Genomic DNA, 24,185 nt, shown 5'->3' with positions numbered 1-24,185 from the left:
AGGCACACCGTCTCGCCCGCATCGCTGATCGGCATGCCGAGCTCGCCCGCTGCGGCGACGGCGTCCTCGGCCGAGCCGGTCCGTCACGGCGGGAGCCGGGCGAAGATCCACCGGAAGATCCTCGAAGGCGTGGAGGGATGCGGGCCACGCAGGCACCGGGTGGCCGCGACCGGCCCGGCTCGAGGGCGCGCCGACGAACAGGATCCTGGAATACTCCGCACACCGGCCGCCTGCGGTGCACCGAGCCATCGACGAGCGGACCCGCGCTCGAGCTCGACCTGCACTTGAGCTCGAACCCGCGCTCGAGCTCGACCTGCGCTTGAGCTTGACCCGCGATTGCACCGCACGGGATCGGCCCGTCGGCCAGTTCTGTTTTCGCGGGCCGGCGGCGGGCGAGAACCGGCGCGGCCTGATCCCGCCTATTAAGTGTGCACAATATAATGTTGAGCATGTAAGTTTTGGAGTATGCTAACTATGCGTGAAAGATTCGCGCGGAGGAGGAGTCGTGATGAGCAAGATCGAGACCGGTGCCGGACAGGGTGAGACTGCCGAGGTCAGCCTGCTCCTCGAGGACCAGATGTGCTTCGCCCTGTACGCAGCACAGCGCGCGGTGACCAGTCGCTACCGCCCGCTGCTGGAGGAGCTCAATCTGACCTATCCCCAGTACCTGGTGATGCTGGTGCTGTGGGAGCACGGCGCCCTCCCCATCAAGACCCTGGGCACGCTTTTGCAGCTCGACTACGGCACCTTGACCCCGCTGCTCAAGCGCCTGCAGGCTCACGGGTACATCCGGCGCGAGCGCCAGGCGAGCGACGAACGCTCGGTGCAGATCACCCTTACCGAGCAGGGGACCGAGCTCCGCGAGCGCGCTCTCGCCGTCCCCGTCGCCATGGGGGAGGCTGTCGGCTTCGGCCCTCGTGAGATCGAGGATGCCAAGTGCTTCCTCGAGCGTCTGACAGCCAACCTCTCCGCAGCCTGACCCGACTGCCGCCCGTCACTGAATCGCCGCCCCGTCCACGCTCGAGCATCCACCGCCGGTCCGCCACCTGCGGCCTCGCGCTCCGGCATCAGCCGGGACCGCGAGGTTCGGCGCAGCTGCCGCTGAAGCCGGGCTACGTGTCTCGCTGAGCGCCGGGCACGTCTGCTCGGCGCAAGAGCCATCTCCAAGGTGACGTCGCCCCGAGCCCCGCGGCGAGAGAGCCGCACCGCTCAGCGCCGGCTCTCCCGTGCCCCCCGCTCCCCCGCCCGGCCCGCGCTCCGGCGCGGTGGGCTACGGCATGGATGTTCCGAGGTCCGGCCACGCACATCCCGCTCTCGAGCCCGGTGCCGCTGAAGGGGATGACGTCGCGGTGGCGTCCGCCGTGCGTCCACACGCTGCGCTCTGCGACAACGCCCACCAGCACATGTGCGAGTAGCGCGAACCGTCCGGCACAGGTTTCTCCCCCGCTCCCCCGCTGCGCCCGCTCCTGGACGGCCACCGGACCGGCAGGACACCGATGCCGCCCGCCCGCACGAAGGCACAGGCGGCGCCCCACGGCCCCGGGCGGCGACGGCGAGCCGGCGCAGGAGGACGCAGGCAGCGGCGATCTCCTCGGTTGCGAGCCCGACGGCCTCGCCGATGGCCGGCGAGGATGCGTTCGCGCATCGCGGCACCCTCCTCGCAGGGGGGCGCCTCAACGCCCTGCCCGTCACCGGCCGACGCCGGCGTGTGCTGAGGGCCGTTGGCCTCCGGGCAGCGGCGTGAGGGTCGTCAGGTCGACCGCCTCGAGCGGTGGCCGGTACACGCCGGTCACCGTGCGGGAGGCGGCGCAGCAGGTGAAGCGCAACCGGTCGTCCACGAGCAAGGACAGCCTCGCTGTCCCTTTTCTGCCGATTTGGTGTGCCAGGTCACAGGAAGTGCCTCCGCTCTTGTCGCAGTGCTGGTCAGGCGCGTCGCGCTCATGATCCATCATCTCTCCCACGAGCGAATCACTCACTTGTAACTTGTACGCGAGGTAATTTCGCTCTAGGGTTTTTGATGTGGCGCCGGACAGTCCGCATCCCGGAGCCGTCACCGACGCATCCGACAGGGAGATCACCGATGAACCGCAAGCTCAAGAGCCACTCTTTCCGGACATACGCCGCCCTCGGAACCGCCGCCGGTGCGGCAACGCTGGCCCTGATGGTCACCACGCCCGCCGGCGCCACCGAGGCGACCGAGATCGAGTCTCACCACCCGGGCGCCAAGCCGCCGGTGGTGCTGGTGCACGGCTCCTTCGCGGACTCCTCCAGCTGGAACGGCGTCGTCAAGGATCTGAAGCGCTCCGGCATTGCGGTCATCGCGCCCGCCGACCCGCTGCGGGGCTGCTGCACAGCAACGCCGACCAAGAATGCGTACATCAACAGTGCGTACATACCGCACGACCGGACCGAAGCCCGCGAGCAAGCAACCACCGTTCCTGGGCAGTGAGCAGGAGTGAGTCCTGACTCACCGGCACGCCCCGAACGGTCTTGGGCGCACTGGTCCTCCGCTTTCGCGTCCCGGCCGGCGACGCATATCCCGTATGCGCTCCGTCCCAAGTGGGCGGAATCCCTCACGACCTGGCCATATGAGTGTGGCCAGAGGCGACGGGGAGGCCCCGAACCATCTCGCTGGTGACACGGGGGCCCCGACCGCTGACGCCACACCCGGCGTCCCAGATCGCACCGAGAACATTACGCACACCCCGCCAGCCATACCCACAGACCGTCACACCGTTCACTCAATCGTGCCCATGCTCGCCAAAGCAGCTTGTGTAACCAGCAGTTGCGAACCCCTCGGGCTGAAACCGCATCCCGACCGTGCGGGGAGGATGGATCCGGCAGGCCGAGGCCGATGCTGGCGAGTGCGATGGCCGGCTGACCACCGACGAACTGGAAGAACCGGCCCAGCTGCGGCGGGAGATGAGCCGGCTGCGCCGGGTGAACGAGGCCCAGCGCACCCGCTGAAGGAGCCCCGCGCATACTCATCCGCCCCTGGGGCCCCGCCGAATGGCAGGACTGACTCTCGCCGCCCACGACCTCGGCCGGCTCACCGTCAACGGCCTCGCCGGCGAGCCGCCCCTTCGCCCAGCCTCTGTACTCCGCCTTCGACTCGCGGCGGCACGCGGCCGTCGAACCCACCTCGCCCGGCCCCCCTCTGACCCACGAACTGCGATGGGAGCGTGTGATGACCGGCAGTGACTCCTTCAAGCACGGTACGGCCGGCCCCCTGGTCGGCCGGGACAGTGACCTGCGGCGGATCCGTGACCTTCTGGGCCTCGGGGCCGGGGGTGGAGCATTGCTGCTGTCGGGAGACGCGGGAGTCGGGAAGACGGCAGTGCTGGACGCTCTTGCCGAGGAAGCCCACGCGCACGGAACCCGGGTTCTGCGTGCTGCCGGTGTGCAGTGCGAGGCGAACTACAGCTACTCGGGTCTCAACCAGGTCCTCTATCCATTCCAGGACGCACTCGGGGAACTGCAGGCGCCCTTCCGCGACGCCCTGCGCGTCGCGCTCGGCTTCGAAAGCGGCTCACCGCCGCAACGGCTGATCGTCTCCAACGCCGTACTGCTCCTGCTGCGAACGGTCGCCGCCCGCACCCCGCTTCTGCTGATCGTCGACGATCTCCCCTGGATCGATCGGGCGAGTGCGGCCGTACTGGGTTTCGTCGCGCGACGGACGACCGGCATCCGCGTGAGCCTCCTGGCCGCGTCGCGTTCCGGAGCGCGCAGCCTGTACGACGGTGGTGCCCTGACCGAATACCGGCTGCAGCCGTTGGACAAGGAGTCGGCGGTCCACCTGGTCAGTACAAGGTTCCCGGACCTGGTCGCCGGCGCCCGCCGGCACCTGCTGGCGCTGGCGCATGGCAACCCACTGGCTCTGCTGGAGCTGCCGTCCGCGTTGCCCACGGCGCGGGGTCCGATCCTCGGCGAAGTCCCTGCCGTGCTGCCGCTCAGCCGGCGCCTGGAGACAGTGTTCGGCTCCCGGGTCACCGCTCTGCCGCGGCCGTCGCAGTGTCTGCTCCTGGTGGCCGCACTGGAAGGCACGGGCGATCTCGGGGTGCTGCAGGCTGCCACGCGGCAGGCGAACGCCGGGTACGGCCTGGACGACCTGGCGCCCGCCGAGCGTGACCAACTGGTCCACATCGACGAAGAGGTACGACGGCTGAGGTTTCGTCACCCGCTCATCCGTTCCGCGGTGGTGGGGAACTCCACCAGCGGCGAGCGGCGTGCGGTGCACGCGGCACTCGCCCAGGTCCTGGTGGACCAGCCCGAACGGCGGGCCTGGCACCTGGGCGAGGCGACCCTGGAACCGGACGAGAACGTGGCCGCCCTGCTGGAGCACGCCGCCCGGATCACTCTGCGCCGCGGTGACGCCGTAGGCGGCATGCGCACACTGATCCGGTCCGCAGACCTCACCCCGCCCGGCCCCGACCGCGGCCGCCGGCTCGCCGAGGCGGCCTACGTCGGCGCCGAATCCACCGGGGCCCTGCCCAGCGCCCAAAGGCTCCTGGACGAGGCCAGGCAGGCGGCCCCCGATCACAAGAGCTCCCTGCACTCGGCGGCAGCCACTGCCTTTCTCCTCCTGAACGGCGACGGTGACATCGACACAGCTCACCGCCTGCTGGTCTGTGCCATCGAGACGGGAACCCACGCGTACGACGCCCAGGACAAGGCGCTCGTAGACGCTCTGGACACGCTTGCGCTGGTCTGCTTCTTCGGTGCCCGGCACGACCTGTGGCAGCCCTACTACCGGGCACTGGAACGGCTGAAGCCCAAGGCGCCGCCGATCCTGTCCGCGCTGGGCAGGACATTCTCCGACCCGGCACGCACCGGTGCCGCGGCCTCGGAGGAACTCGATCAGCTCGTGGCGGAACTGGCCGGCGTGACCGACCCCGTCCAGATCACGCGGGCCGGCACGGCAGCCCTCTACCTCGACCGGCTCGGCGACGTCCGCGAAGCGGCCTGGCGTGTGGTGCGCATGGGACGCGACGGCGGCCCGGCCCGCCGGTACCTGTCCGGGCTGATCCACCTGTGCCTGGACGACTACCTCACCGGAATGTGGGACGAGGCGGCGCAACTGGCCGACGAGGGGGTCCAGCTGTGCGAAACACACGGCTACACCGCCTTCGCCTGGTACTTCCTGTACGTCCAGGCGATCGTGGGTGCCGCCCGCGGGCAGGCGGACGAGGCGGAGGCGACAGCCGAGCGGATCATCCGCTGGGCCGTGCCCAGAGGAGCGTCCTGCGCCGCGCACCATGGCCATCACGCCGCGGCCGTGGCAGCTCTGGGACGCGGTGACGTTGCCGGCGCATACGAGCACGCGAACGCCGTCAGCCCGGCCGGGAGTCTGGCCTCACACGTACCGCATGCTCTGTGGGTGACGATGGACCTGGTGGAGGCGGCTGTCAGGACCGACCGGCAGACGGAGGCCGCCGGCCATGTCCGCGCGATGCGCGAGGCCGACGTGGCCGCGATTTCTTCACGGCACGCCCTGCTGACGGAGGGCTGTGCCGCCCTGTGCGCCGCCACCGACGACGAAGCTCTCGAGTTGTTCGCGAAAGCCCTGGCGGTTCCCGGTGCGCAGCGGTGGCCGTTCGACTTCGCCCGCATCCAGCTGGCCTATGGCGAGCGGTTGCGGCGCAGCAGGGCGACCATCGAATCCAGGGGGCCTCTCAGCGCCGCACTGTCCGCGTTCGAGCATCTCGGGGCCCGGCCATGGGCGGAGCGTGCCGAGGCGGAACTGCGGGCCGCCGGCTGGAGCAGGCGGCGCACCGAGATGTCGAAGGTGCATACGCTCACGCCCCAGGAGCTGGAGACAGCCCGGCTGGCCGCTTCCGGACTGACCAACAAGCAGATAGCGGAGCGTCTGTTCCTCTCCCACCGGACTGTCGGCGCCCATCTTTACCAGATCTACCCGAAGTTGGGCATCACGTCCCGTGCCATGCTGCGAGACGCCCTGGAATCCGGGTCTTGGTCGCAGGACAGGCATTGAGGTGCTCTGCCGGCTGAAGCCGGGAGATTCCTGCTTGTCTTGCGGCGGCGGGCTTGGCGCGGTTCGCGCGCAAGGGTCTAGAGGTTGGCGCGTTCCACGAAGAGGTTCCGCAGGTGGGTCAGGCTCCGCTCGGCCAACGGGCGTAGGGCTGGGGCGGCTGCGCGGGCGTCAGCTTGCAGCCGGGCCATGGCGTCGGGGCCGAGGGCGTCCCTGGCCTCGGTGGCGAAGGACGTTTCGGCGAGCCAGTCGTCCAGAAGGCCGGGAGTGACCTCCAGGTGGAACTGGAGGCCCCAGGCGGCCGGGCCGGCCCGGAATGCCTGGCACTGGGTGGTGTCGGTGCGGGCCAGGACGCGAGTGCCGGGAGCGGGCACGATGCGGTCGCCGTGCCAGTGGAGCACGGCGGGGGCGTCGGCCAGCGGGCCGACGACCGGATCGTCACGGTCCACGCCGTACAGCGGGGACCAGCCGATCTCGCGTGGGTGGCCGAGCTCGGCACCTGTGCGTACAGTCAGGCCGTGGGCGCGGGCGAGGAGTTGGGCTCCCAGGCACACGCCCAGCGTCGGGGTGCCGGACCGCAGCGCGTCGGCCAGCAGCTCCCGCTCCCGCTTCAGGGCCGGATGGCCTGCCAGGTCATCGGCGTTCATGGGACCCCCCATCACGACCAGTCCTGCCAGGTCGGATACAGGCGGCAGTTCGCTCGCTGAGGCGTCCCGCCCGTCGATCAGGTTCCGGATGTCGATGTCGAGACCGCTGCCGTCCAACGCGTCCAGGATCAGTCCGGGCTTTTCGACCTCGATGTGCTGGAGGACGAGGACGGTGCGCGCGGGCATGGCGGCGATCTCCTCGCAGGAACGGGGAATCAGGGACAGGAGGGACATCCATCCTAGACATGGCAGGTCCCCCCGGGGGCCGGACAGGCGCAGCCGGTGCGCATCGCGTGCCATGGCTCGATCCTGCACCGTGCCTGTCAGGGACAGCGGGACGGCGGCACGAGGGGCGGGCGTGGCCGTGAACGCGCCGCGGCCCCGGTCGCGCACCCGGGTCGCCGGTCCGGGTCGCGCCGTCGTCGCAGGGCGCCTCGGTCTTCGGGGCGGCAGGCCGTCCTGACGGCGCACGTCACGCCATGGTCGCCCGTCGCCGTGCCTCGGATTTCGTCGCCGGGATCGGTCTTCTTGTGCAGTGCCGCCGTGATTCCGACGGTGCAGTCGCGCTGCTCGGGACGGCGATCGGCCGGGGCAGGGGTAGGGGCAGGGGGTGTGACCGCGCCCCAGCGGTGGTGCACGCGGGTGATGTTCAGGTCCCGGCCGGGATCGACGATGAATGGCTTGGGGCGGTCATGCCGACGGCCCGCGATGATGAGCAGGAGGTGGGACCGTGACTGGGGCAACGGGCAGGGTGGCATTGGTGACAGGCGCCGGCAGCGGAATCGGTGCGGCCACCGCGCGCCTTCTGGCCGCGCGAGGGATGCGCGTGGTGGTCAACTACCTGCGCAGCGGCAAGTCAGCCGAAAAGGTCGTGGCGGGCATCGAGGCCGCGGGCGGCCAGGCCATGGCCGTGCAGGCTGATGTGCGCGAGGCAGCGGCGGTCCAGAGCATGGTCGAGCAGGTCCAGGCGGCATGGGGCGGCGTTGACGTGCTGGTGCACAACGCGCTGATCCCGTATGCGGTCAAGCCGTTTAAGGACATGACGTGGGAAGAACTGGGCGGCAAGCTCGACGCCGAGATGCATGCGGCGTTCCTGGTCACGAAGGCTGTCCTGCCCGCCATGACCGGACAGGGCTGGGGGCGCATCATCTATCTCGGTACCGGTCTCAGCCGCCGGCCCCGGGAGGGCATGATCGCACTGGGCACGGCCAAGGCCGCACTGGAGCAGTTCGCCCGGTACGTCGCCCAGGAACTGGGCCCGCAGGGCATCACGGTCAACGTCGTCGCGCCCGGCCCGGTGGAGTCCCGCACGGCGGATGACGTGTTCGACGATGCGCACAAGCAGCGTCAGGTGGCCGCTACCCCCCTGGGCCGCCTGGCGTACCCGGCCGACGTCGCCCAAGCGGTCGCCTTCTACGCCGGTGAGGACAACGCCTTCATGACCGGCACCACGGCCGCGGTCAACGGCGGAATGTCCATGGACTGACGCCCTGCTGTCCCCCGCGCACCGGGTGCGTACCGTCCCGGTCCGGCACGCACCCGGCGCACCGCCCCCCTTCGGGACCATGGACCGCAGCGCCGCCGTCATGCGCGGGCGTATGACGGCGGCACGATCAAGGAAAACCATTCATGCACACGATCGATCTCGCCTACGTCGGGCGGGGCCTGCACGAGGAGCTGGCCGCCTACATCGCCGACCAGCAGGACTACTACGCCGACGAGGGCGTCCACGTCGCGCTGCGCGACGGCTGCACCTGGGACGAGGAGCGGCTGCGCCGCGGCGTCACCATCGGGCTCGGCCGGGCACTGCTGTCCCGACTGACCGACGGCACCCCCTGGGTCGCGCTCCATGTCAACACCCACCGCCCGCTGTTCTGGTTCCTCGCCCGCCCCGGTCTGACCTCCCTGGCCGACCTGGCCGGCCGGCGGCTGGCGGTACACGCCCCCCACACCGCACCCGGGTGTTTCACCCGGATCGTGCTGCGCCGGGCCGGCCTCGACCCGGACCGCGACATCCACACCGTCGTCCGCTCGCCCGGCGACTACGGGATGGACCTCCGCCGGCTGCACAACGGCGAGATCGACGCCGCCGTGGTCGGCAGCACCATGGCACCGGAGGCGGTCGCCGCCGAGCACGGCTGGCAGGTGCTGGCCTGGGTCGGCGACCACTTCCAGATCCCCACCGTGGGCCTGGCCGTCGACCCCACCTGCATTCACCCGGACGACCCCGCGGTCCAGGCCGTCGTACGAGCCCACCGGCGCGCCCTGCAGGTGATCCGCGACGACCCCGACACCACGGTGCGGCACATCCAGACGTTCCTCGGCGGGCATACCGCGGACGAAGCCCGAGCCCACTACGAGAGGTTCGTCGCACCGTATTTCACCACCGACGGCCAGGCCGACCTCGCGGTCGGGGCCACCGCGATCACTGCGGTCGCCGCCGAACTCGGCGTGCCCGCCACCGTCACCGCAGCCGATTTCTACCGCACCGCCACCACACCCGGGACATGCAGTTGATACCGCATACCCGACAGGGTGCTCGCTCTCGCATGCTGAAAGCAGACCTCACCCGTTATCGGACCGGGTCCTCGTCAGTCAGTGAAGGCATCGTGCGTGGACGCAGGACCTTGACATCCTCCCCCTCGTTGAACGAGGGGGATTCCTCACTTCGCAGTGAAGAGTTCCTGCTTCACAGCAGGTTGCCCCGTCCGGGAGGACTCCCGTTGAGGTCTTACACCTGCTCCACAGGCTGTAACCGCCAGTCCGGCGGCCAGAATGTTGCATGCCGCGTTCACGTCGCGGTCATGCGTCGCACCGCAGCCGCACGTCCACTCGCGGATGTTCAACGGCAGCTTGTCCAGGACGGTGCCGCATGCGGAGCACAGTTTGGTGGAGGGGAACCAGCGGTCGATGGCAACCAGGTTTCTGCCGTACCACGTGCACTTGTACTCCAGCATGGACCGCATGTCCGTCCAGGCCGCGTCCGAGATGGCGCGGGCCAGACTCTTGTTCTTGACCATGTTGCGGACGGTCAGGTCCTCGATCACGATCGTTTGGTTCTCACGAACGAGCCGAGTGGTGAGCTGGTGCAGGAAGTCCCGGCGCCGGTCGGCGATCCGGGCGTGCACCTTGGCGACCTTGATGCGGGCCTTGTCCCGGTTGCGAGAGCCCTTCTCCTTCTTCGCCAGGACCCGCTGGGCCTTGGCCAGGCGCGTGCGGTCCCGGCGTTCGTGCCGGGGGTTGGTGATCTTCTCGCCGGTGGACAGCGTCACCAGAGTAGTGATCCCCGCGTCGATGCCCACAGCGGTATCCAGGGCCGGAAGGGGTCCGACGGATGCATCTTCACACAGCATGGACACGAACCAGCGGCCCGCACTGTCCTGGGACACAGTCACCATGGACGGCTTGGCACTCTCGGGGAGAGGCCGGGACCACACGATCGCGAGTGGACTCTTCATCTTCGCGAGCGTCAGCGCACCGTCTCGGTAGGTGAACGCCGACCTGGTGTACTCCGCACAGCAGCGGTTCCTCTTCTTCGACTTGAACCGGGGGTACTTCGCCCGGCCCTCGAAGAAGTTCGAGAACGCCCCTTGCAGATGCCGCAGCGTCTGCTGCAGCGGCACCGACGACACCTCGCAGAGAAAGGCCAGCTCCTCGGTCTTCTTCCACTGCGTCAGCATCACCGACGTGGCGTTCTAGTTCACCCGTTCCTGACGCTGGAACCACGCCACCGTGCGGGCTTCCAATGCCAGGTTGTAGACCTTGCGCACACATCCGAACGTGCGCGACAGCTCCGCTGCCTGCTCGTCCGTCGGGTGGAAGCGGTACTTGAACGCCCGCTTCACCAGCTCGGTCTTCACATCTCACAAACTATCAGCTCTGTTCGTGAGATCGGAACGGATACGCACCTGGACTCCGCCGCTTCGCAGCTCCGGGCCAAGGATGCGTTTCCTCCCCGAGCCAAAGCACGGGGTATCCACGCAAGGAATTCGGGACGAGCGAGCCTTCCAAGGCCGCCACCATGGCAAAGGGGAACCGGTCGGCCTCAAGACAGAGCGCGACGTCATCAGGATGGACTCCTTGACGCACCCCCTGCGCCAGTTCGGCGGCGGCGCGCGACTCGGCAGCGCGGCGGAGGTACTCAGCAGCATCCGTCCCAGCCTCGGTGGTCCTTCGAGCGATGTACTGAGCACACGCCAGATCTTCATCGGCCTGCCCATCGTCGCCAGTGACCACGAACGTGACACTGTCACTCCTGCGCGTCCGCAAGAGCTGAGCCGTTGCCTCCGCCACCACGAAGCCGGCGCACAGCACCAGCGGCGCGTCCTCGACCGCGAGGGCGCCGACCGTCCCTGCCGTGGTTTTCTGCACAACGGTCCGTCCGCCGACGTCAACAGACCGCAGCAGGCCCGGGGAGTTGACGGTGTCGAACCCGGGCGCGGGCGGACCGTCTTTGAGTGCCACCCAATCCGGGTGGCGAGCCTTGAGCGCCAGGGCTTCGTCCAGCGACTCAGCGAGAACGATCTTTTCCGCCCCCTGGGCAAAGGCCCAGGCAGCCACGGTGAAAGCACGCATGACGTCGACCACGACCGCCACGGACGGGGTTTCGACCAGATCAGCGATACCAAGGAAACGAGTGCCCATTGCGATCATGATCGCGGATGCCCGACCCGAGACACCCGGACAGTGATGCGCATCATATCGAAGGGCTCGCAATGCAACACCTCCGGCTGCCCGCGTCGCGAACGCGGTCCGCAACGACACGCCCGCTCCATCACCACACCGGTGACCTGCGCACGGTCTCTGCGGGCACAAGGCGCATCTTCGTCCCCGATGCCATCATGAACGGCCTGCCACCGCACATCACCCAAGTGATCTACGGACACACCCGCACCGGCACTGCCCCTGCCTGGGCTAGGCCTTGCGGGCGAGCAGTTGAATCTCCTGGAACTGCCGCCGGTCGGTGGGCTGAGGCTCGCGAACCATCCTGGCCACCTCGGCCAACCCCGACTTGCGCAGCATCGCGGCGAGGTGATCAGGCGACCACCGATAGGCCGGTACGACCGCGTGATCGAAGACCTGCGTCGGGTGAGACGGATCATCGCTTGCCGAGAAGCCGACCAGAAGGTGGCCGCCAGGCGCCAGCACACGGTGGAACTCCGCGAAGACGGAAGGGAGTTCCCCCGGCGGAGTGTGGATGATGGACCAACGTGAGAGCACGCCGCCCAGCACACCGTCGGCGATGTCCAACGCGGCCATCGAGCCCACGTCGAATCGCAGGCCCGGATAGGCCTGTCGAGCCAGCTCGATCATCGCGGCAGAGGCATCGACACCGAACGCCGCCAGCCCCAACTCATGCAGATGGGCGGTGACATAGCCAGGTCCACACCCCAGGTCCGCGACCTGGCTGTCCCCACTCGCGCTGACGACCTCGGCGAAGGCGCTCAAGATCGCACGGTCCAGGGGCCGCTCACGCAGCGTGTCACAAAACAGGTGCGCATAGCTGGGGGCGGCAGCGTCGTAGGCCTCGCGGGTGGCACTGAGAACATCGTGTTCGACCATGCTCGCAACGGTAGTTCCCGCGCCGAGGCGAGCCGAGAGAATCACGATCTTCCCTCCCGCCCGTTCGACCGGGCTGTCGCCGGCTCACAGAGGCCTGCGTCCGCCGCTGTCTGCTTCGCCCCGAGCCATCCCGGTGTGGCCGGCTGGTGGAGATCCGCGGCCACCTCATCACCCGCACCGCCGGGGCCGGGCGCGAAGGCCGGCCGGGCGAGGCCGACGGCCTGCGGGGCAGCCTCGCCGGCGCGGAGGACCACCGTGCCCTGCTCGACCGCAGACCCAGCCCGTCAATCCCGGGATCCCCGCTGTGCCCTCAGCTTCGAGTCCGCAACGGGCTCCGAGCGATGAGCGCTACTGCAGTGCGCTCCTCAGCGCAGGCACTGCGGGCCCTGAACTCGTGGAAGGGACCTTCCAGTAAAAAGCGACGCCGTCGCCATCGACGTAGACGAGCGTGCCGCCCCTCTCGGCGGCGGTGATGTCGAAGGCAACGGTCTCGGCCTGGTAGGTGTCGGGCCGCACGGTCGGGCCGCCCTCACTGAAACCGACGGGAGCGATCTTTCCCGCACCCTTCCCCTCCCCCTGCTTGACGGTATGCCCGCCGGGTGTCTTCCACCTGAAGCCACCACTGCCGGCCGTGGTCTTCACCGCGGCCTTGCCCCGATTCATGGCCTTGAAGGTGACAACGGCGAACAGACCGCGCTCGGGGGTGCCAAAGCTGGTCCTGTCGGTATAGACGACGGTATCCGGGGTGATCTGCACCGTCCCCCTGCCCTCGGCGCCGGCAGTGTCGGCGCCCTGGCCCAACCTGAGAGCAGCGCGCGGACCGGGCTGCCGATGGCTTGTGCCGTCGCTGCCGGTACACGCGGTGAGACTCAACAAGCCCACTGCTGCGAGCGTGGACGCTGTGACGATGCGGCGCATCATTCCTCTGGCCGGGAGCAGGCGAAGAAGTAGACAAAGTCTGCTCCACACCGGCACGTCAGCCGAATCAACGTTGCCCTGTTGTGACCAACAAGGCGATCCTGACGGGCACTTCTCACCGCCGCACGACAACGAAGCCGGCCCGGGCAGGACGAGCCGTCAAAATACGTACTTCGGCGGCCGGCAGAGAGCACGAACGACCACGTCGGTGACGACGAAGTACCCCGGGCCCACCCAACCGTCCTCTTTGCTCACGAACCGCAGACCGACCTCGCGAAAGCAGCAACGGAACACGCGGCGGCACAACAAAGCCCCAGCGGCCAGCAGGACCCCAGCGGCAACAACTGCACCGACCGTCACGGCGAGCCGGACCGCCTGGATCCTGACGACATTCTCTCTAAGCATCGCACCAGTCTGCCGAACCGCAGAGACTCGCCCACCGCTCTCGCGGAAGGTGTGCCAGAGCCCCGTTCTCGCCTCCGCAGCCGGCGGCCCGGTGGGCGGGGGCCGATCACATGGTCTCCCGCGCCGCCCCGTTCGGCTGTGCTGCCGGCTCGGCCAACGATGGCGGCAGCCAGCGCGGGGGCAGGTGGACGGTGGAGTCCGCCTGGGTGCCCTTCGCCCATCGACCCGGCGGACCGCCCCGAGCAGGATCTTTGTGACCGAAGTGCCGAGGCCGGCGCTTTCGGCGTCGGCCGAGCCCGTGATCCCTCCCCTGCCGGACAGCGGGCCACAACGCTTCGAAGCGCTCAGCGGCAGACCTCGCTCCTGCTCCTTCCACGCGGTGGCGACTGCCCCCATCGGGCGACCGGCACGACCGGGCCGGTGCCAGGACCGGGGCCACTGTCGGGTGCGGCGGCACACACCGCCTCCGCACGGCCCTGGCGCAGGCCGCTGACGCAAGCACGCGAGCAGGGCCGGCCGCGTGTGCCGCGGTGAAAGCACAGGACCCTGACCTGCCCGAAGAAGATTTCCATCAACCCCACGTGAGTGACCCGTGCATGTAACGCAAAGGTCTCCGTCCAACGGCATTCCATGATCGCGGCGTGGGAATGGTCCGGGCGTTTGACGATGACCCCCACAAGGAGTGATCCGCCCCATGAGCACCCCCGCCTCGTCGACAACCCCCATGAGCTCGCCCGCCTCGCCGGCAGCCCCCACGCCGGCCGCACCCGGCGCCCTCCCGCTGATCGGGCACGCTCTCCAGCTCGCCCGCCGGCCACTGCCGTTCATGACCTCACTGCGCGAGCACGGCAGCGTCGTGCGCATACGTATCGGACCCACACCCGCGTTTGTCGTCACCGACCCCGCCCTGACCCGCAAGGTCCTGGTGACCGACTCCGCGCATTTCGTGAAGGGCGGCAAGATCATTGACGCGCTGCGCATGTTCTTCGGTGACGGGCTCGCCACGGTCGCCGACGGCGATACGCATCTACGCAACCGGCGCCTGATACAACCCATGTTCAACAAAGCCCACATCGCCGATCGCGGCGCCGCGATGATCGGCCAAGTGCGGGACGTGGTCACTGCTTGGCCTGCGGTTGTGCCGCGCGACGTCTACGCGGACATGAACGAGGTCGCCCTCTCCGCGTTCCTGGTCGCCCTGTTCGGCGCAAACCTCCCCGAGCATCTGGAGGGCGAGTTCGTCACCCTCATGCCCGAGATCATGAAAGGGGCGATCCGGCAGACGATCCTGCCGCCCTGGATCACTCGCCTCCCGCTGCCCGCCAACCGCGCGCACGCGGACCGTGTGGCACGGCTACGCACTCTCATCGACCAGGCGATCGACCACCACGCCGACCGGTCCCCGGGCCGGCCACCCTCAGCCGACACGCCCTCAGCCGATGCGGTCTCAGCCGATGCACAACGGTGCCCGCATGCCGCAGCCCGGACCAAGGACCAGGGCGGACTCTTCACGACCCTTCTGACCGCCGAGACCCCCCTCACGCGGCAGCAACTGCAGGACGAGGCCATCACCTTGCTGACCGGAGCGATCGAGACCACCGGCACCACCCTGGCCTGGACACTGTACGAGATCACTCAGAGCGACGAGATACAAAGGCGCCTGCGCGAGGAACTCACCGCCGCCTGCGGTGACCGCCCCCTGCGCTACGACGACATCCCCCAACTCCCCTACGCCCGCCAGGTGCTGCAGGAAACCATCCGCAAGTACGGGCCGGCCTGGATGGTGACCCGCACCGCAGCCCGCGACATCGACCTCGGCGGTCACCGCATTCCCGAAGGCGCAGACATCGTGTGGAGCCCCTACCTCCACCAGCACGACACCCGCTACTTCCCCGACCCCGACACATTCGACCCGGACCGCTGGACAGCCGAGCGCGCACCCGCCGCCCGCGGTTCGTTCCTCGCCTTCGGCGACGGACGCCGCAAGTGCATCGGCGAGAACTTCGCCTGGGCCGAACTCCAGATCATCCTGGCGAGCATCCTCCAGACCTGGCCTTCCTTCACACTCACCTCCCGCCCCCCTCGCGCGCAGGCCGTCGTCACCGTCAAACCGGACACCCTGACCATGACGTACCACCCGCAAGCACCATCGATGTCCCAGACAAACACCGAACAGGCCCGACCACCACAGCCTTTGAAGCCCCAGCCAAAGCAATGAACGATGGGCACACCAGGGAAACGTGAATACCGGCTCAGCTCTCCCACCCCCTACCGGCCGCGATCCAGCCCCACCGGCAAAAACACGCACCTCGGGACCCCCGGCACACGGAACACACCCCTCGGGACCCCCGGCACACGAAGCACACCCCTCAGGGCCCCGAGGGGCGGAGCGCCAGAGGGCAGGGAGGCGGGCAGTTTCGACCAGCTGCCCGGCCCGACGGCACGCCGAGAGCATCCCCAGCGCTCCGGAGCGCCACCACACGCCTCACCCTCCCTGTCCCTCAGGCTGCCACCGTGCACGGCCGGATACCGGCCGCACTGCTCGTACCGCGGGCGATGTCCAACACACCGCTGCGCCCGGTGCCCTGCTGCCCGCACCGTTCGGCCATTTGCTTGGCTGACCGAGGGGGCGGCCAGGGCCTCGACGGTGGTCTGGAAACGGGTGCCGATGAGCGCACCGGCGGCACCCAGGACCGGCGCCGCGGCCACGCCACGGCCCATCCAAAAGCGATCGAAGACCGCTGGGCCGTCAGCGTGCCGTGGGAGCACTTCGCCCGGGGCACTGCGCGTGGCCTCCAACCCGGGGGCGTACCAGAAGGCGCAGCGACGGAAGGACCGGCCGACCTGGTCTGTGAGCCAGGTCCGGCCTCGACGAACGACGGTGCCCTCGAGAGCTGACCGGGACGGCAGCTGCGCCGGAACCGGGCTGGACCCGGGAGCCATGACTCCGGACATACGAGCCCGCCCTCATCGGCCGACCGGAACGGGACCGGCCGGAACGGGACGGGGCGGGACCGGCCGGGACGGGGCGGGACGGGGCGGCCTTGCCTTCCGGCTCCGCGGCAGCGCGCTCTTCCCGGGCGTGGCGGTACTGGCTGCTTTCCGGCGGTCCCGGCTGTTACGGAGTCCGGGTCGTTCACGCCGAGAGTTCGACGGTGGTCCGGCAGATGACGCCGGCGTACGCGCCCCCCGAGGCATCCCGGGCCCGAGGGCACCGGGTCCCGGCATCCTGCTTCACCTGCTTCACCTGCGGCCGGGTGAGCCGAGCCGCGTCCCGCGCGACGTCACACCCGCATCATGCGTTGCAGATCTCACGGCATAGATCGTTTAGGCTCTGGGCAGTCTCGTGACGTACTTGAGTCGTCAACTTCCGGCTCAAAAGGTGCAGTTCGAGTCAGTGGGCGTCAATTCAGATCGCCCTTTCGCAGGGGCGGGGGCCTGTGAATCGTCGCAAGAGAGGACGGCAATGCCGCAGGACGTCACATTCGACCTCCCCTTCAAGACTCCCGTGAGCGAGCATCTCCAGTACGCCCGGGAGCGTCACCTGCGCTGGGTGTGGGAGATGGGCCTGGTGCGCAGCCAGGCCGGGTTCGAGGAGTACCAGTCCTGGGACCTTCCCCAGGCAGCGGCGCGGACCTACCCCTACGCCTCGGCCGACGACATGGTCGTGCTGATGAACTGGTTCTCTCTGGCCTTCCTGTTCGATGATCAGTTCGACTCCGGGAGTCCGGACCGTGCGGACCGTATCGCGGAGGTCGCACGGGAGTTGATCGCCACTGCGCTGCGTCCCGCCGGGACCGCACCTCGCGTGGTGTGCCCGATCACCGTGGCCTGGGCCGAGGTCTGGGCCCAGCTCTCCGATGGCATGTCCCTGACGTGGCGCAGCCGGTTCGCTGCCTCCTGGGGGCGGTTCCTCGTGGCGCACACCGAAGAGGTGGACCTGGCGGCCCGGGGCCTTGCGGGAACGCTCGGACTGCAGGAGTACGCGGAGTTCCGCCGCCGCACGGTCGGCATCCACCACAGCATCGACGCGGGCGAGCGCAGCCGCGGCTTCGAGGTACCGCCGCAGGTCCAGGCGCACGAGCTGATGGTCAGGATGCGGGATCTGGCCGCGGACACCATCGGGTTCATGAACGACATCCACTCCTTCGAGCGCGAGAAACGCCGGGGGGACGGCCACAACCTGATAGCCGTGCTCCACCGGGAGCGCAGCTGCAGCTGGCAGGACGCCGCCGCGGAGGCGTACCGGATGACCACCGACTGCCTCGAGGAGTACCTCGAACTCGAGGCACGGATACCCGAGATGTGCGAGGAACTCGGTCTCCGCTCCGACCAGCGGGTCCAGGTGTGGATGGGCGTGGAGGCCATCCAGCACTGGATCAACGGCAACTACGAGTGGGCACTGACCTCCGGCCGGTATGCCGCGTCGAAGGAAGGCCCCGCCGCCACCGCCGAGTTGGCGGGCAAGGGCTCGCTCGACGATCTGCTCGCGGTGTAAGACAAGGCCCCGCCTGCTCTGCCCGGCCGGCACGTCCGGCCGGGCAAAAACCGATCACCCACCAGCAGCCTGATCAGCACCCGATCAACAGCAACCACCAGCAGGCACCGACCACCGGCCGGTATGCCTCATCGAAGGAAGGCCCGGCCGCCACCGCCGAATTGGCGGGCAAGGGTCCGCTCGATGAACTGCTCGCAGTATCAGACAAGACCCTGCCGTCTCTGCCCGGTCGGCACGTCCGGCCGGGCAGAGACGGATCACTTAACCGGTGGTCGGGTCAGACGGCGGCGGTCTGTGCCGCGAACTCGACCGGGAGACTGTCCAGGCGTGCCTCCCAGGTGGAGGCGGTCGAGGTGAGGTCGTCGGCCGGCACGGCCAGGCGCAGTCCCGGCAGCCGGTGCACCAGGACGTCGACGGCCGTCTCGATGATGGCCTGGCCGATGTTCTGGCCCGGACACTCGTGCGCGCCGCCGCTGAACGCGAGGTGCGACTGGTTGCCCTGGATGGAGACCCCGGTATCGGGACGGATCTCCGGGTCGAGGTTGCCGGCGGTGAGCCCGAGCACCAGCAGGTCGCCCTCCTTGATGTGGTGACCGGCGAGTTCGAGGTCAGCGGTGGCGAAGCGCCCGGGCAGGACGGCGAGCGGCGGGGTGTTCCACATCACCTCTTCGACGACCGTGGTGATGTTGAGCTGTCCGCTCACCAGCCCCGCGAGCCGGGAGGTGTCGGTGAGGATCAGCTGCAGCACCCGGGCCAGCAGATTGCTGGTGGTGGTGTGCGCGGTGATCAGCACCAGGCGCAGATGGCTGAGGATCTCGTCGTCATCGAGGCCGGCCTCGTGTCCGAGCAGCCCGGTGGTGAAGTCGGAGCCCGGCTCGGCACGCTTGCGCTCGGCGAGTTCCCCGAGGATCTCCATGATCCGGTCGTTGTGGGCGAGAGCTCCCTCACCGCCCTTGATGACCTGGGCACAGGAGACGGCAAGGTTGTGCCCCTCGGCCGCCGGGAGCCCGAACAGCCTGGTCAGTACGAGCATCGGCAGGTACTCGGCGTAGTCGCCCACCAGGTCGGCGCCGCCCGCGTCGGCGAACGCGTCGATCTGCTTGTTCGCGAAGTGCGTGACATGACGGCGGATACCGCGGCCGGCGAGGGTCTGCAGATTGTCGGTGACCGCCCCGCGGAGCCTGCGGTGCGGCTCACCGTCCTGGGACACGCAGTCGGGGCGCCAGCCCAGCATCGGGATCAGCGGCGAGGTGGCCTCGACACGTCCTTCCTTCCAGTCCCGCCAGATACGCGAATCCCGGCTGAACTGGCGGGGGTTGTCCAGCACCCGCCGGTTCTCGCGGTAGCCCAGGACCAGCCACGCCGGGATGTCGCCCTCAAGGAGTACCGGCGCCACCGCCCCGTGCTCCTTGCGCAGCCGCCCGTAGATGCCGTGCGGGTCCAGTGCCGCGTCCGGCCCGTACAGCCGGGTCAGATCGCCGGCGCCGCCGTGCGCGACAGGGCAGCCACCGGGGGCGGAGGAGCCATGGGTGAGCTGGTCGTTCATCGAGACTCCACAACAGCAGCAGCAGCGGTGGAGCGTTCCTTCAGATGGCGTATCAGCGCGACAAGAACGTCACGGCTCGACGCCCGGTCCCGGGCATCGCAGGCCACGATCGGGGTGTGCGCAGAGATGTCCAGGGCATCACGGATCTCCTCGATCGGATGCTCCTTGGAATCCGGGAAAACATTCAGCGCGATAACAAAGGGGACGTCCTGCCGCTCCATCTCCTCGATCGCCCTGAAACTCGACGCCAGACGACGCGTGTCCACCAACACCACCGCCCCCAGAGCCCCCTTGAACAGACCGTTCCACAGAAACCAGAACCGCTCCTGGCCCGGCGTCCCGAACAGATAAAGCACCAACTCGTCGTTGATACCGATCTTCCCGAAATCCAGACTGACGGTGGTCTGCGTCTTGTCCACCACACCGATCAGATTATCGACACCGACACTGGCCTGCGTCAGCGTCTCCTCGGTCGTCAGCGGCTCGATATCGCTGACCGACCCCACCATGGTGGTCTTTCCCGTGCCGAACCCGCCGGCGATCATCACCTTCACCGAGCGGGTGCCACCGCCCGACCTCTGGTCGGGATGATCAAAGCCTTTGAAGTCCACTGAGTACCTCCTCAAGGAGCGCGAGGTCGGGCCCGCGGCCGGCGCCTGACGCCGGAATGGGATTACGGGCCTCGACGCGGCCTGCGTCCAGCAGATCGGCCAGGAGCACCGCGAGAATGTTGAACGGCAACCCGAGATGAGCGCCCAGTTCGGCCACCGACAACGGATCGCGGCAGCGCCGGATGATCTCCTCGTGCTCATGCTGCATACCCGGAGCGGCAGCAGCACGCGCAACGACAAGGGTCGCCACATCAAGACTCGCCGCAAAACCGCCCGGCCCGCTGCGGCCACCGGTAAGGACGTAGTAGCGCTCAAGACCGGACGGGTCCGTTAGACGACGGGAAACACTCATCCAGAGTGCTCGTCCAGGCGAGCAGTGGTACCAAGGAGCTCACCCATCCTGCGGGCCAGATCCCTCATCTGATGACCCAGAAGCCCCTGATCAAGACCCTCCCTCGCCAGCACCCCGAGATACGTCTCCACACCCGCCCGCACCACGAACAAGTGCCCCCCGTCCACCTCGATCATCGCGAGCCGCAGCTGCCCCGCATACTTCGGGAACTGCTTGGCCACCGGCTGGGCCAACGCCTGCAACCCCGCGACCACAGCCGCGAACCGGTCCACATCATCGGGGTCCTCGGCACCATACGAAGTGATCGCCTTACCGTCACTCGATGCCACGAGGGCGAAACGAATCTCCTTGATGCTCTCCGTCAGATCACGGAGCGCCCAGCTCACATCGGTTCCCTGTTGCGTCATGGGACTAGTCGCTCTCTTCAGTGCGGTGCTCGTTCAACTCGCGTACGGCAGCCATCTCGCCATCCATAACCCGCTCACCACCCACAACCGGGACACCACCCACGGCCGAGACACGGCCCGCGGCCGGGGAGCGGTCCGTGACCGGGACACCATCCGTAGCCGAGGCGCCGCCCGTGACCAGGGCGTTGTGTGTGACCGGGACGCCATCCATGACCGGGGCACGGTCCGTAACCAGGGCGTTGGTGACCGGGACGTTGCTTGTGACCGGGACGCCATCCAAGGGCGGGGTGCGGTCCGTGACCGGGGCCCGGTCCGTAGCCGAGGCACCGTCCGTGACCGGGGCACGGTCCGTAGCCGAGGCACCGTCCGTGACCGGGGCCCGGTCCGTAGCCGAGGCACCGTCCGTGACCGGGGCACGGTCCGTAGCCGAGGCACCGTCCGTGACCGGGGCCCGGTCCGTAGCCGTCTCATGCGGCGGACCGCTTTCCCGCCCGGCCGTGGCAAACGCGGCAAGGCCCGCGAACGACGCATCGGGCGGCACCGCGGCCACGCTCTGCCCACGGACGGCACCACCGGGCTGCGGTCCCACAAGGTCGTTACGAATACTGCGGCGCCTGGGCAGCCCACCGGGCGTGGTGTCCACCACACCAGACGCCCCCACCGCCACCGTGCGCACCGGCTCCGCCACCGCCACCGCGGCCGGGGCCGCGGCCGCGGGCGCGGGCGGCCCGCTCACCACAGCAGGCAACTGGCTGAAAAACTTGTGCGGCACGACCACAACCACCGACGTGCCCAGCCACGGCGAGTCCGCGAAAGTCACCCGGATCCCATAACGACGCGCCAGGGCCCCCACCACACGCAGACCCAAATTCGCGTCCTCCGAGATACCACCGAGACCCGGACCCCTCGACGTACCCGCCAAGGACTGCTCCGCCTCGCGCTTCTTCTCCTCGCTCAGCCCCTTGCCCGCATCCTGGATCTCAATACCGACCCCATTGGGCACCTCCTTACCCGAGACGACCACAGCCTCGGTCGGCGGCGAGTACCGCGCCGCATTATCCAGAAGATGCGCAAAAATCAGCGTGAGGTGGTCCACCAGACCCCCATCAACACCCAGCTCAGGCAGATGACGGACCTGGACACGATCGAAATCCTTGATCCGGCCGATACCACCACGCACCACACTCAACAGCCGCTGCGGCTCCTGCCACTGCCGCCCCGGCCGGTCCGAACCCCCCAGCACACCGACACTGGCCGCCAGACAGTCAGCAGGACCGATCTCCTGGTCCAACTCCATAAGACCCCGGGCCACCACAGGCAACCGCCCGTGCTCACCCTGCATCTCATGCAACCGCCCACGCAACTTACTCGTCAGCACATGAATCCGGCTGCCAATACTGATCACAGCCTGCTCCGCCGACGTCGACCGGTCGAACTCCTCCTCCACACCGATCAACGCAGCCCGCAGAACCTTCCGCAACTCCGCACCCAACTGCGGTCCCGCATCCGCGTCCCGGCCGACCTCCAACAAAATGTCATCAATGGCCTCCCCCTCCCGCAAACGCTTCAACGCATCAGGCAAATACACATCCCCGAGCCTGCCCACCACAGCCCGCTGAACAGCAAGCCGCTCCTCCCACACCCCCGCCTGCGCCACCACACCAGCCTCATGCGCCCGCGCCAACTCAACAAGCCGAGCCTCGAAATCCCGGGCCTGCTCGACCAGATCCGCACGCAGACCCGACCGCTCAGCCCCGAAACTCCCCTCCAGACCCGCAACATGCTGCTCCCACTGCCGCGACAACTCAGCCTGCGACCGCCGGAAACCCTCATCACCACGCCGCAACTGCCCCCGAGCACGCACCAACAAACGCACACACACAGCACTGGCCGCAGTAGCCGCCACACCCACAAACGCCGCAGGAACCTGAACCTGATCAGGACCCCCGACCACCGCAGCGACCGTCCCAGCCCCTAAAGCCAACGGCATCAACCACCAGCTATACGAAACAACCAACGCACGCCCCGCCGAAGGCGGAGAGGCAAGTTCCATCTGCATCCTTCGAAGCAAACGACCGAACAAAAAAGACAACACACACAAACACCACACACAGCACACCAGACACCACACAAAACACAACGCGAGACAACCCCACACACCCACGTCAACCCGCAGCGCCACAACCGACCCTATCGGGTCCCACACCAAAAGGATCAACCCCCACCACACACCAAGACACACACCAACCACACCCCCCAACCCACCCACCAACCCCAGGGCTTCGGCGAAATCGCATGGCGTCCGATTTGCGCTCAAGCGAGGCCGGCTTCGACAAGATCAAGACGGTTCGCGCGAACGCCACGCCACGAGAGGAGGCGGCGACGTCCAGCCGCGGTGCGACACCGCCGCCCGCCCTCCGTCTCAGCTCTTGCTTCACCTATCGATATTCGATAGATTCCCATCGTAACTCGATGGAAGGATGGGTCATGGGAAAGCTGACAGTGTGTGCGCTGCGGGCCGTGCTCGTGGTGATGCTCGCCGGCACCGTGTTCGTACAGGCAGGAATGGTGTGGGCGTTGGCCACCGACCCCGAGGAGGGGTCGCTCCCGCTGACCCCGCTGCGCATCATCACGATCCTGGGCATGGTGTCGGTCCAGGTCGCCCTGGTCTGCGTATGGCGGCTGGTGGCGATGGTGCGACGCGGAACCGTGTTCTCCCACACCGCCTTCCGGTACGTGGACGTCATGATCGGCGCGATCGTGGCGGCTTCCCTCGTGTGGTTCGCGGTCACGGCCCTCAATGCGCCGGGCCAGCGGGACGACCCGGGCGTCACCGTCATCATGGGCGGGGTTGGCGTGGCCATCCTGGGGGTCGCGCTCATGGTGCTCGTGCTGCGGATGCTGCTCGCCCAGGCCGTCGCGCGCGATGTCGAAGCGGCGAAGATGCAGGCCGAGTTGGACGAGGTGATCTGATGCCGATCGCCGTCGACATCGACGTGATGCTGGCCAGGCGGAAGATGTCCGTGGGCGAGCTCGCGGACCGCGTAGGGATCACGCCCGCCAACCTGGCGGTGCTCAAGAACGGCCGCGCCAAGGCGGTGCGCTTCGCGACGCTCGCCGCGCTCTGCGAGGTGCTCAAGTGCCAGCCGGGCGACCTGCTGCGCTGGGAGGCCGAGGACGCCGCGAGCGGATGACGAGCCCCGGGGGCGTGAAACGCCTGGCGCCCCCGGCCCGCGACACGGCACGTGGA

The 24,185-nt window shown here is 68.5% G+C and carries 20 protein-coding genes and 1 pseudogene; 10 read left to right on the top strand and 11 right to left on the bottom strand.

The genetic code is table 11. The annotated features are described in order from the left end of the window. The first annotated feature begins 508 nt into the window (after positions 1-508). Complete coding sequence (locus tag OHA03_RS33595) at positions 509-979, top strand: MarR family winged helix-turn-helix transcriptional regulator (protein ID WP_267007444.1); 471 nt, start codon at positions 509-511, stop codon at positions 977-979. 709 nt (positions 980-1,688) lie between these two features. Here the strand turns inward: OHA03_RS33595 and OHA03_RS33590 are convergent. Further along, on the bottom strand, positions 1,689-2,078 hold the full coding sequence (locus OHA03_RS33590) for a hypothetical protein (RefSeq protein ID WP_267007443.1): 390 nt from the start codon (positions 2,076-2,078) through the stop codon (positions 1,689-1,691). 2 nt (positions 2,079-2,080) lie between these two features. On the opposite strand from OHA03_RS33590, the gene OHA03_RS33585 reads away from it, so the two are divergent. The 3 genes from OHA03_RS33585 (at position 2,081) to OHA03_RS33575 (ending at position 5,992) form a co-directional block, all read left to right on the top strand. Continuing rightward, positions 2,081-2,449, top strand: coding sequence for a hypothetical protein (locus OHA03_RS33585; RefSeq protein ID WP_267007442.1), 369 nt, complete (start codon positions 2,081-2,083; stop codon positions 2,447-2,449). A 371-nt stretch (positions 2,450-2,820) separates the two neighbouring features. Then, a complete protein-coding gene (locus OHA03_RS33580) occupies positions 2,821-2,967 on the top strand; it encodes a hypothetical protein (protein WP_267007441.1) in 147 nt (48 codons plus the stop codon). Positions 2,968-3,187: 220 nt separating this feature from the next. Continuing rightward, positions 3,188-5,992 (top strand): LuxR family transcriptional regulator, encoded by a 2,805-nt coding sequence (locus tag OHA03_RS33575; RefSeq protein ID WP_267007440.1) that lies wholly within the window; start codon positions 3,188-3,190, stop codon positions 5,990-5,992. 77 nt (positions 5,993-6,069) lie between these two features. Here OHA03_RS33575 and OHA03_RS33570 read toward each other — a convergent pair whose 3' ends face one another. Further along, entirely contained in the window at positions 6,070-6,870 is an 801-nt protein-coding gene (locus OHA03_RS33570) for a type 1 glutamine amidotransferase (RefSeq protein ID WP_267007439.1), read from the bottom strand. A 496-nt stretch (positions 6,871-7,366) separates the two neighbouring features. On the opposite strand from OHA03_RS33570, the gene OHA03_RS33565 reads away from it, so the two are divergent. Then, positions 7,367-8,122 (top strand): SDR family NAD(P)-dependent oxidoreductase, encoded by a 756-nt coding sequence (locus OHA03_RS33565; protein WP_267007438.1) that lies wholly within the window; start codon positions 7,367-7,369, stop codon positions 8,120-8,122. Positions 8,123-8,265: 143 nt separating this feature from the next. Next, on the top strand, positions 8,266-9,153 hold the full coding sequence (locus tag OHA03_RS33560; RefSeq protein WP_267007437.1) for an ABC transporter substrate-binding protein: 888 nt from the start codon (positions 8,266-8,268) through the stop codon (positions 9,151-9,153). A 146-nt stretch (positions 9,154-9,299) separates the two neighbouring features. Here the strand turns inward: OHA03_RS33560 and OHA03_RS33555 are convergent. From OHA03_RS33555 to OHA03_RS33540, 4 genes and pseudogenes are all read right to left on the bottom strand, one after another. After that, a pseudogene (locus OHA03_RS33555) lies at positions 9,300-10,496 on the bottom strand (RNA-guided endonuclease InsQ/TnpB family protein). Between the two features lie 13 nt (positions 10,497-10,509). After that, positions 10,510-11,280, bottom strand: coding sequence for a 2-phosphosulfolactate phosphatase (locus OHA03_RS33550; RefSeq protein WP_267007436.1), 771 nt, complete (start codon positions 11,278-11,280; stop codon positions 10,510-10,512). Positions 11,281-11,550: 270 nt separating this feature from the next. Further along, positions 11,551-12,198: a class I SAM-dependent methyltransferase gene (locus OHA03_RS33545; RefSeq protein WP_267007435.1), complete on the bottom strand. Its 648-nt coding sequence runs from the start codon at positions 12,196-12,198 to the stop codon at positions 11,551-11,553. Between the two features lie 348 nt (positions 12,199-12,546). Then, positions 12,547-12,954, bottom strand: coding sequence for a hypothetical protein (locus OHA03_RS33540; RefSeq protein WP_267007434.1), 408 nt, complete (start codon positions 12,952-12,954; stop codon positions 12,547-12,549). A 1,261-nt stretch (positions 12,955-14,215) separates the two neighbouring features. On the opposite strand from OHA03_RS33540, the gene OHA03_RS33535 reads away from it, so the two are divergent. Together OHA03_RS33535 and OHA03_RS33530 are read left to right on the top strand one after the other, a co-directional pair. Continuing rightward, complete coding sequence (locus OHA03_RS33535; protein ID WP_267007433.1) at positions 14,216-15,739, top strand: cytochrome P450; 1,524 nt, start codon at positions 14,216-14,218, stop codon at positions 15,737-15,739. 1,248 nt (positions 15,740-16,987) lie between these two features. Further along, on the top strand, positions 16,988-18,019 hold the full coding sequence (locus tag OHA03_RS33530) for a 7-epi-alpha-eudesmol synthase (protein ID WP_267007432.1): 1,032 nt from the start codon (positions 16,988-16,990) through the stop codon (positions 18,017-18,019). 277 nt (positions 18,020-18,296) lie between these two features. Here OHA03_RS33530 and OHA03_RS33525 read toward each other — a convergent pair whose 3' ends face one another. The 5 genes from OHA03_RS33525 to OHA03_RS33505 are packed head-to-tail and all read right to left on the bottom strand — an operon-like array spanning position 18,297 to position 23,030. Next, positions 18,297-19,565, bottom strand: a complete 1,269-nt coding sequence (locus OHA03_RS33525; protein ID WP_267007431.1) for a cytochrome P450 — start codon at positions 19,563-19,565, stop codon at positions 18,297-18,299. Continuing rightward, positions 19,562-20,176: an ATP/GTP-binding protein gene (locus OHA03_RS33520; RefSeq protein WP_267007430.1), complete on the bottom strand. Its 615-nt coding sequence runs from the start codon at positions 20,174-20,176 to the stop codon at positions 19,562-19,564. Before OHA03_RS33520 ends, OHA03_RS33525 begins: the two co-directional genes overlap by 4 nt. Further along, positions 20,157-20,528: a DUF742 domain-containing protein gene (locus OHA03_RS33515; protein WP_267007429.1), complete on the bottom strand. Its 372-nt coding sequence runs from the start codon at positions 20,526-20,528 to the stop codon at positions 20,157-20,159. The genes OHA03_RS33520 and OHA03_RS33515 overlap by 20 nt, the downstream gene beginning before the upstream one ends. Beyond that, positions 20,525-20,935: a roadblock/LC7 domain-containing protein gene (locus tag OHA03_RS33510; protein WP_323181295.1), complete on the bottom strand. Its 411-nt coding sequence runs from the start codon at positions 20,933-20,935 to the stop codon at positions 20,525-20,527. Before OHA03_RS33510 ends, OHA03_RS33515 begins: the two co-directional genes overlap by 4 nt. A gap of 4 nt (positions 20,936-20,939) precedes the next feature. Further along, positions 20,940-23,030, bottom strand: coding sequence for an ATP-binding protein (locus OHA03_RS33505; RefSeq protein WP_323181294.1), 2,091 nt, complete (start codon positions 23,028-23,030; stop codon positions 20,940-20,942). 392 nt (positions 23,031-23,422) lie between these two features. Here OHA03_RS33505 and OHA03_RS33500 point away from each other — a divergent pair, with 392 nt between their 5' ends. Together OHA03_RS33500 and OHA03_RS33495 are read left to right on the top strand one after the other, a co-directional pair. Next, positions 23,423-23,908, top strand: coding sequence for a DUF2975 domain-containing protein (locus tag OHA03_RS33500; RefSeq protein WP_267007427.1), 486 nt, complete (start codon positions 23,423-23,425; stop codon positions 23,906-23,908). After that, the gene (locus OHA03_RS33495) at positions 23,908-24,129 is read left to right on the top strand and encodes a helix-turn-helix transcriptional regulator (RefSeq protein ID WP_267007426.1); all 222 of its coding nucleotides are present in this window, start codon (positions 23,908-23,910) and stop codon (positions 24,127-24,129) included. Before OHA03_RS33500 ends, OHA03_RS33495 begins: the two co-directional genes overlap by 1 nt. Positions 24,130-24,185 lie beyond the last annotated feature (56 nt).

The sequence above is a fragment of the Streptomyces sp. NBC_00154 genome (genome assembly GCF_026342835.1).
Classification (GTDB): domain Bacteria; phylum Actinomycetota; class Actinomycetes; order Streptomycetales; family Streptomycetaceae; genus Streptomyces.
Note: the sequence above shows the minus strand (reverse complement) of the source record. Positions and strands in the feature narration are given on the sequence as shown.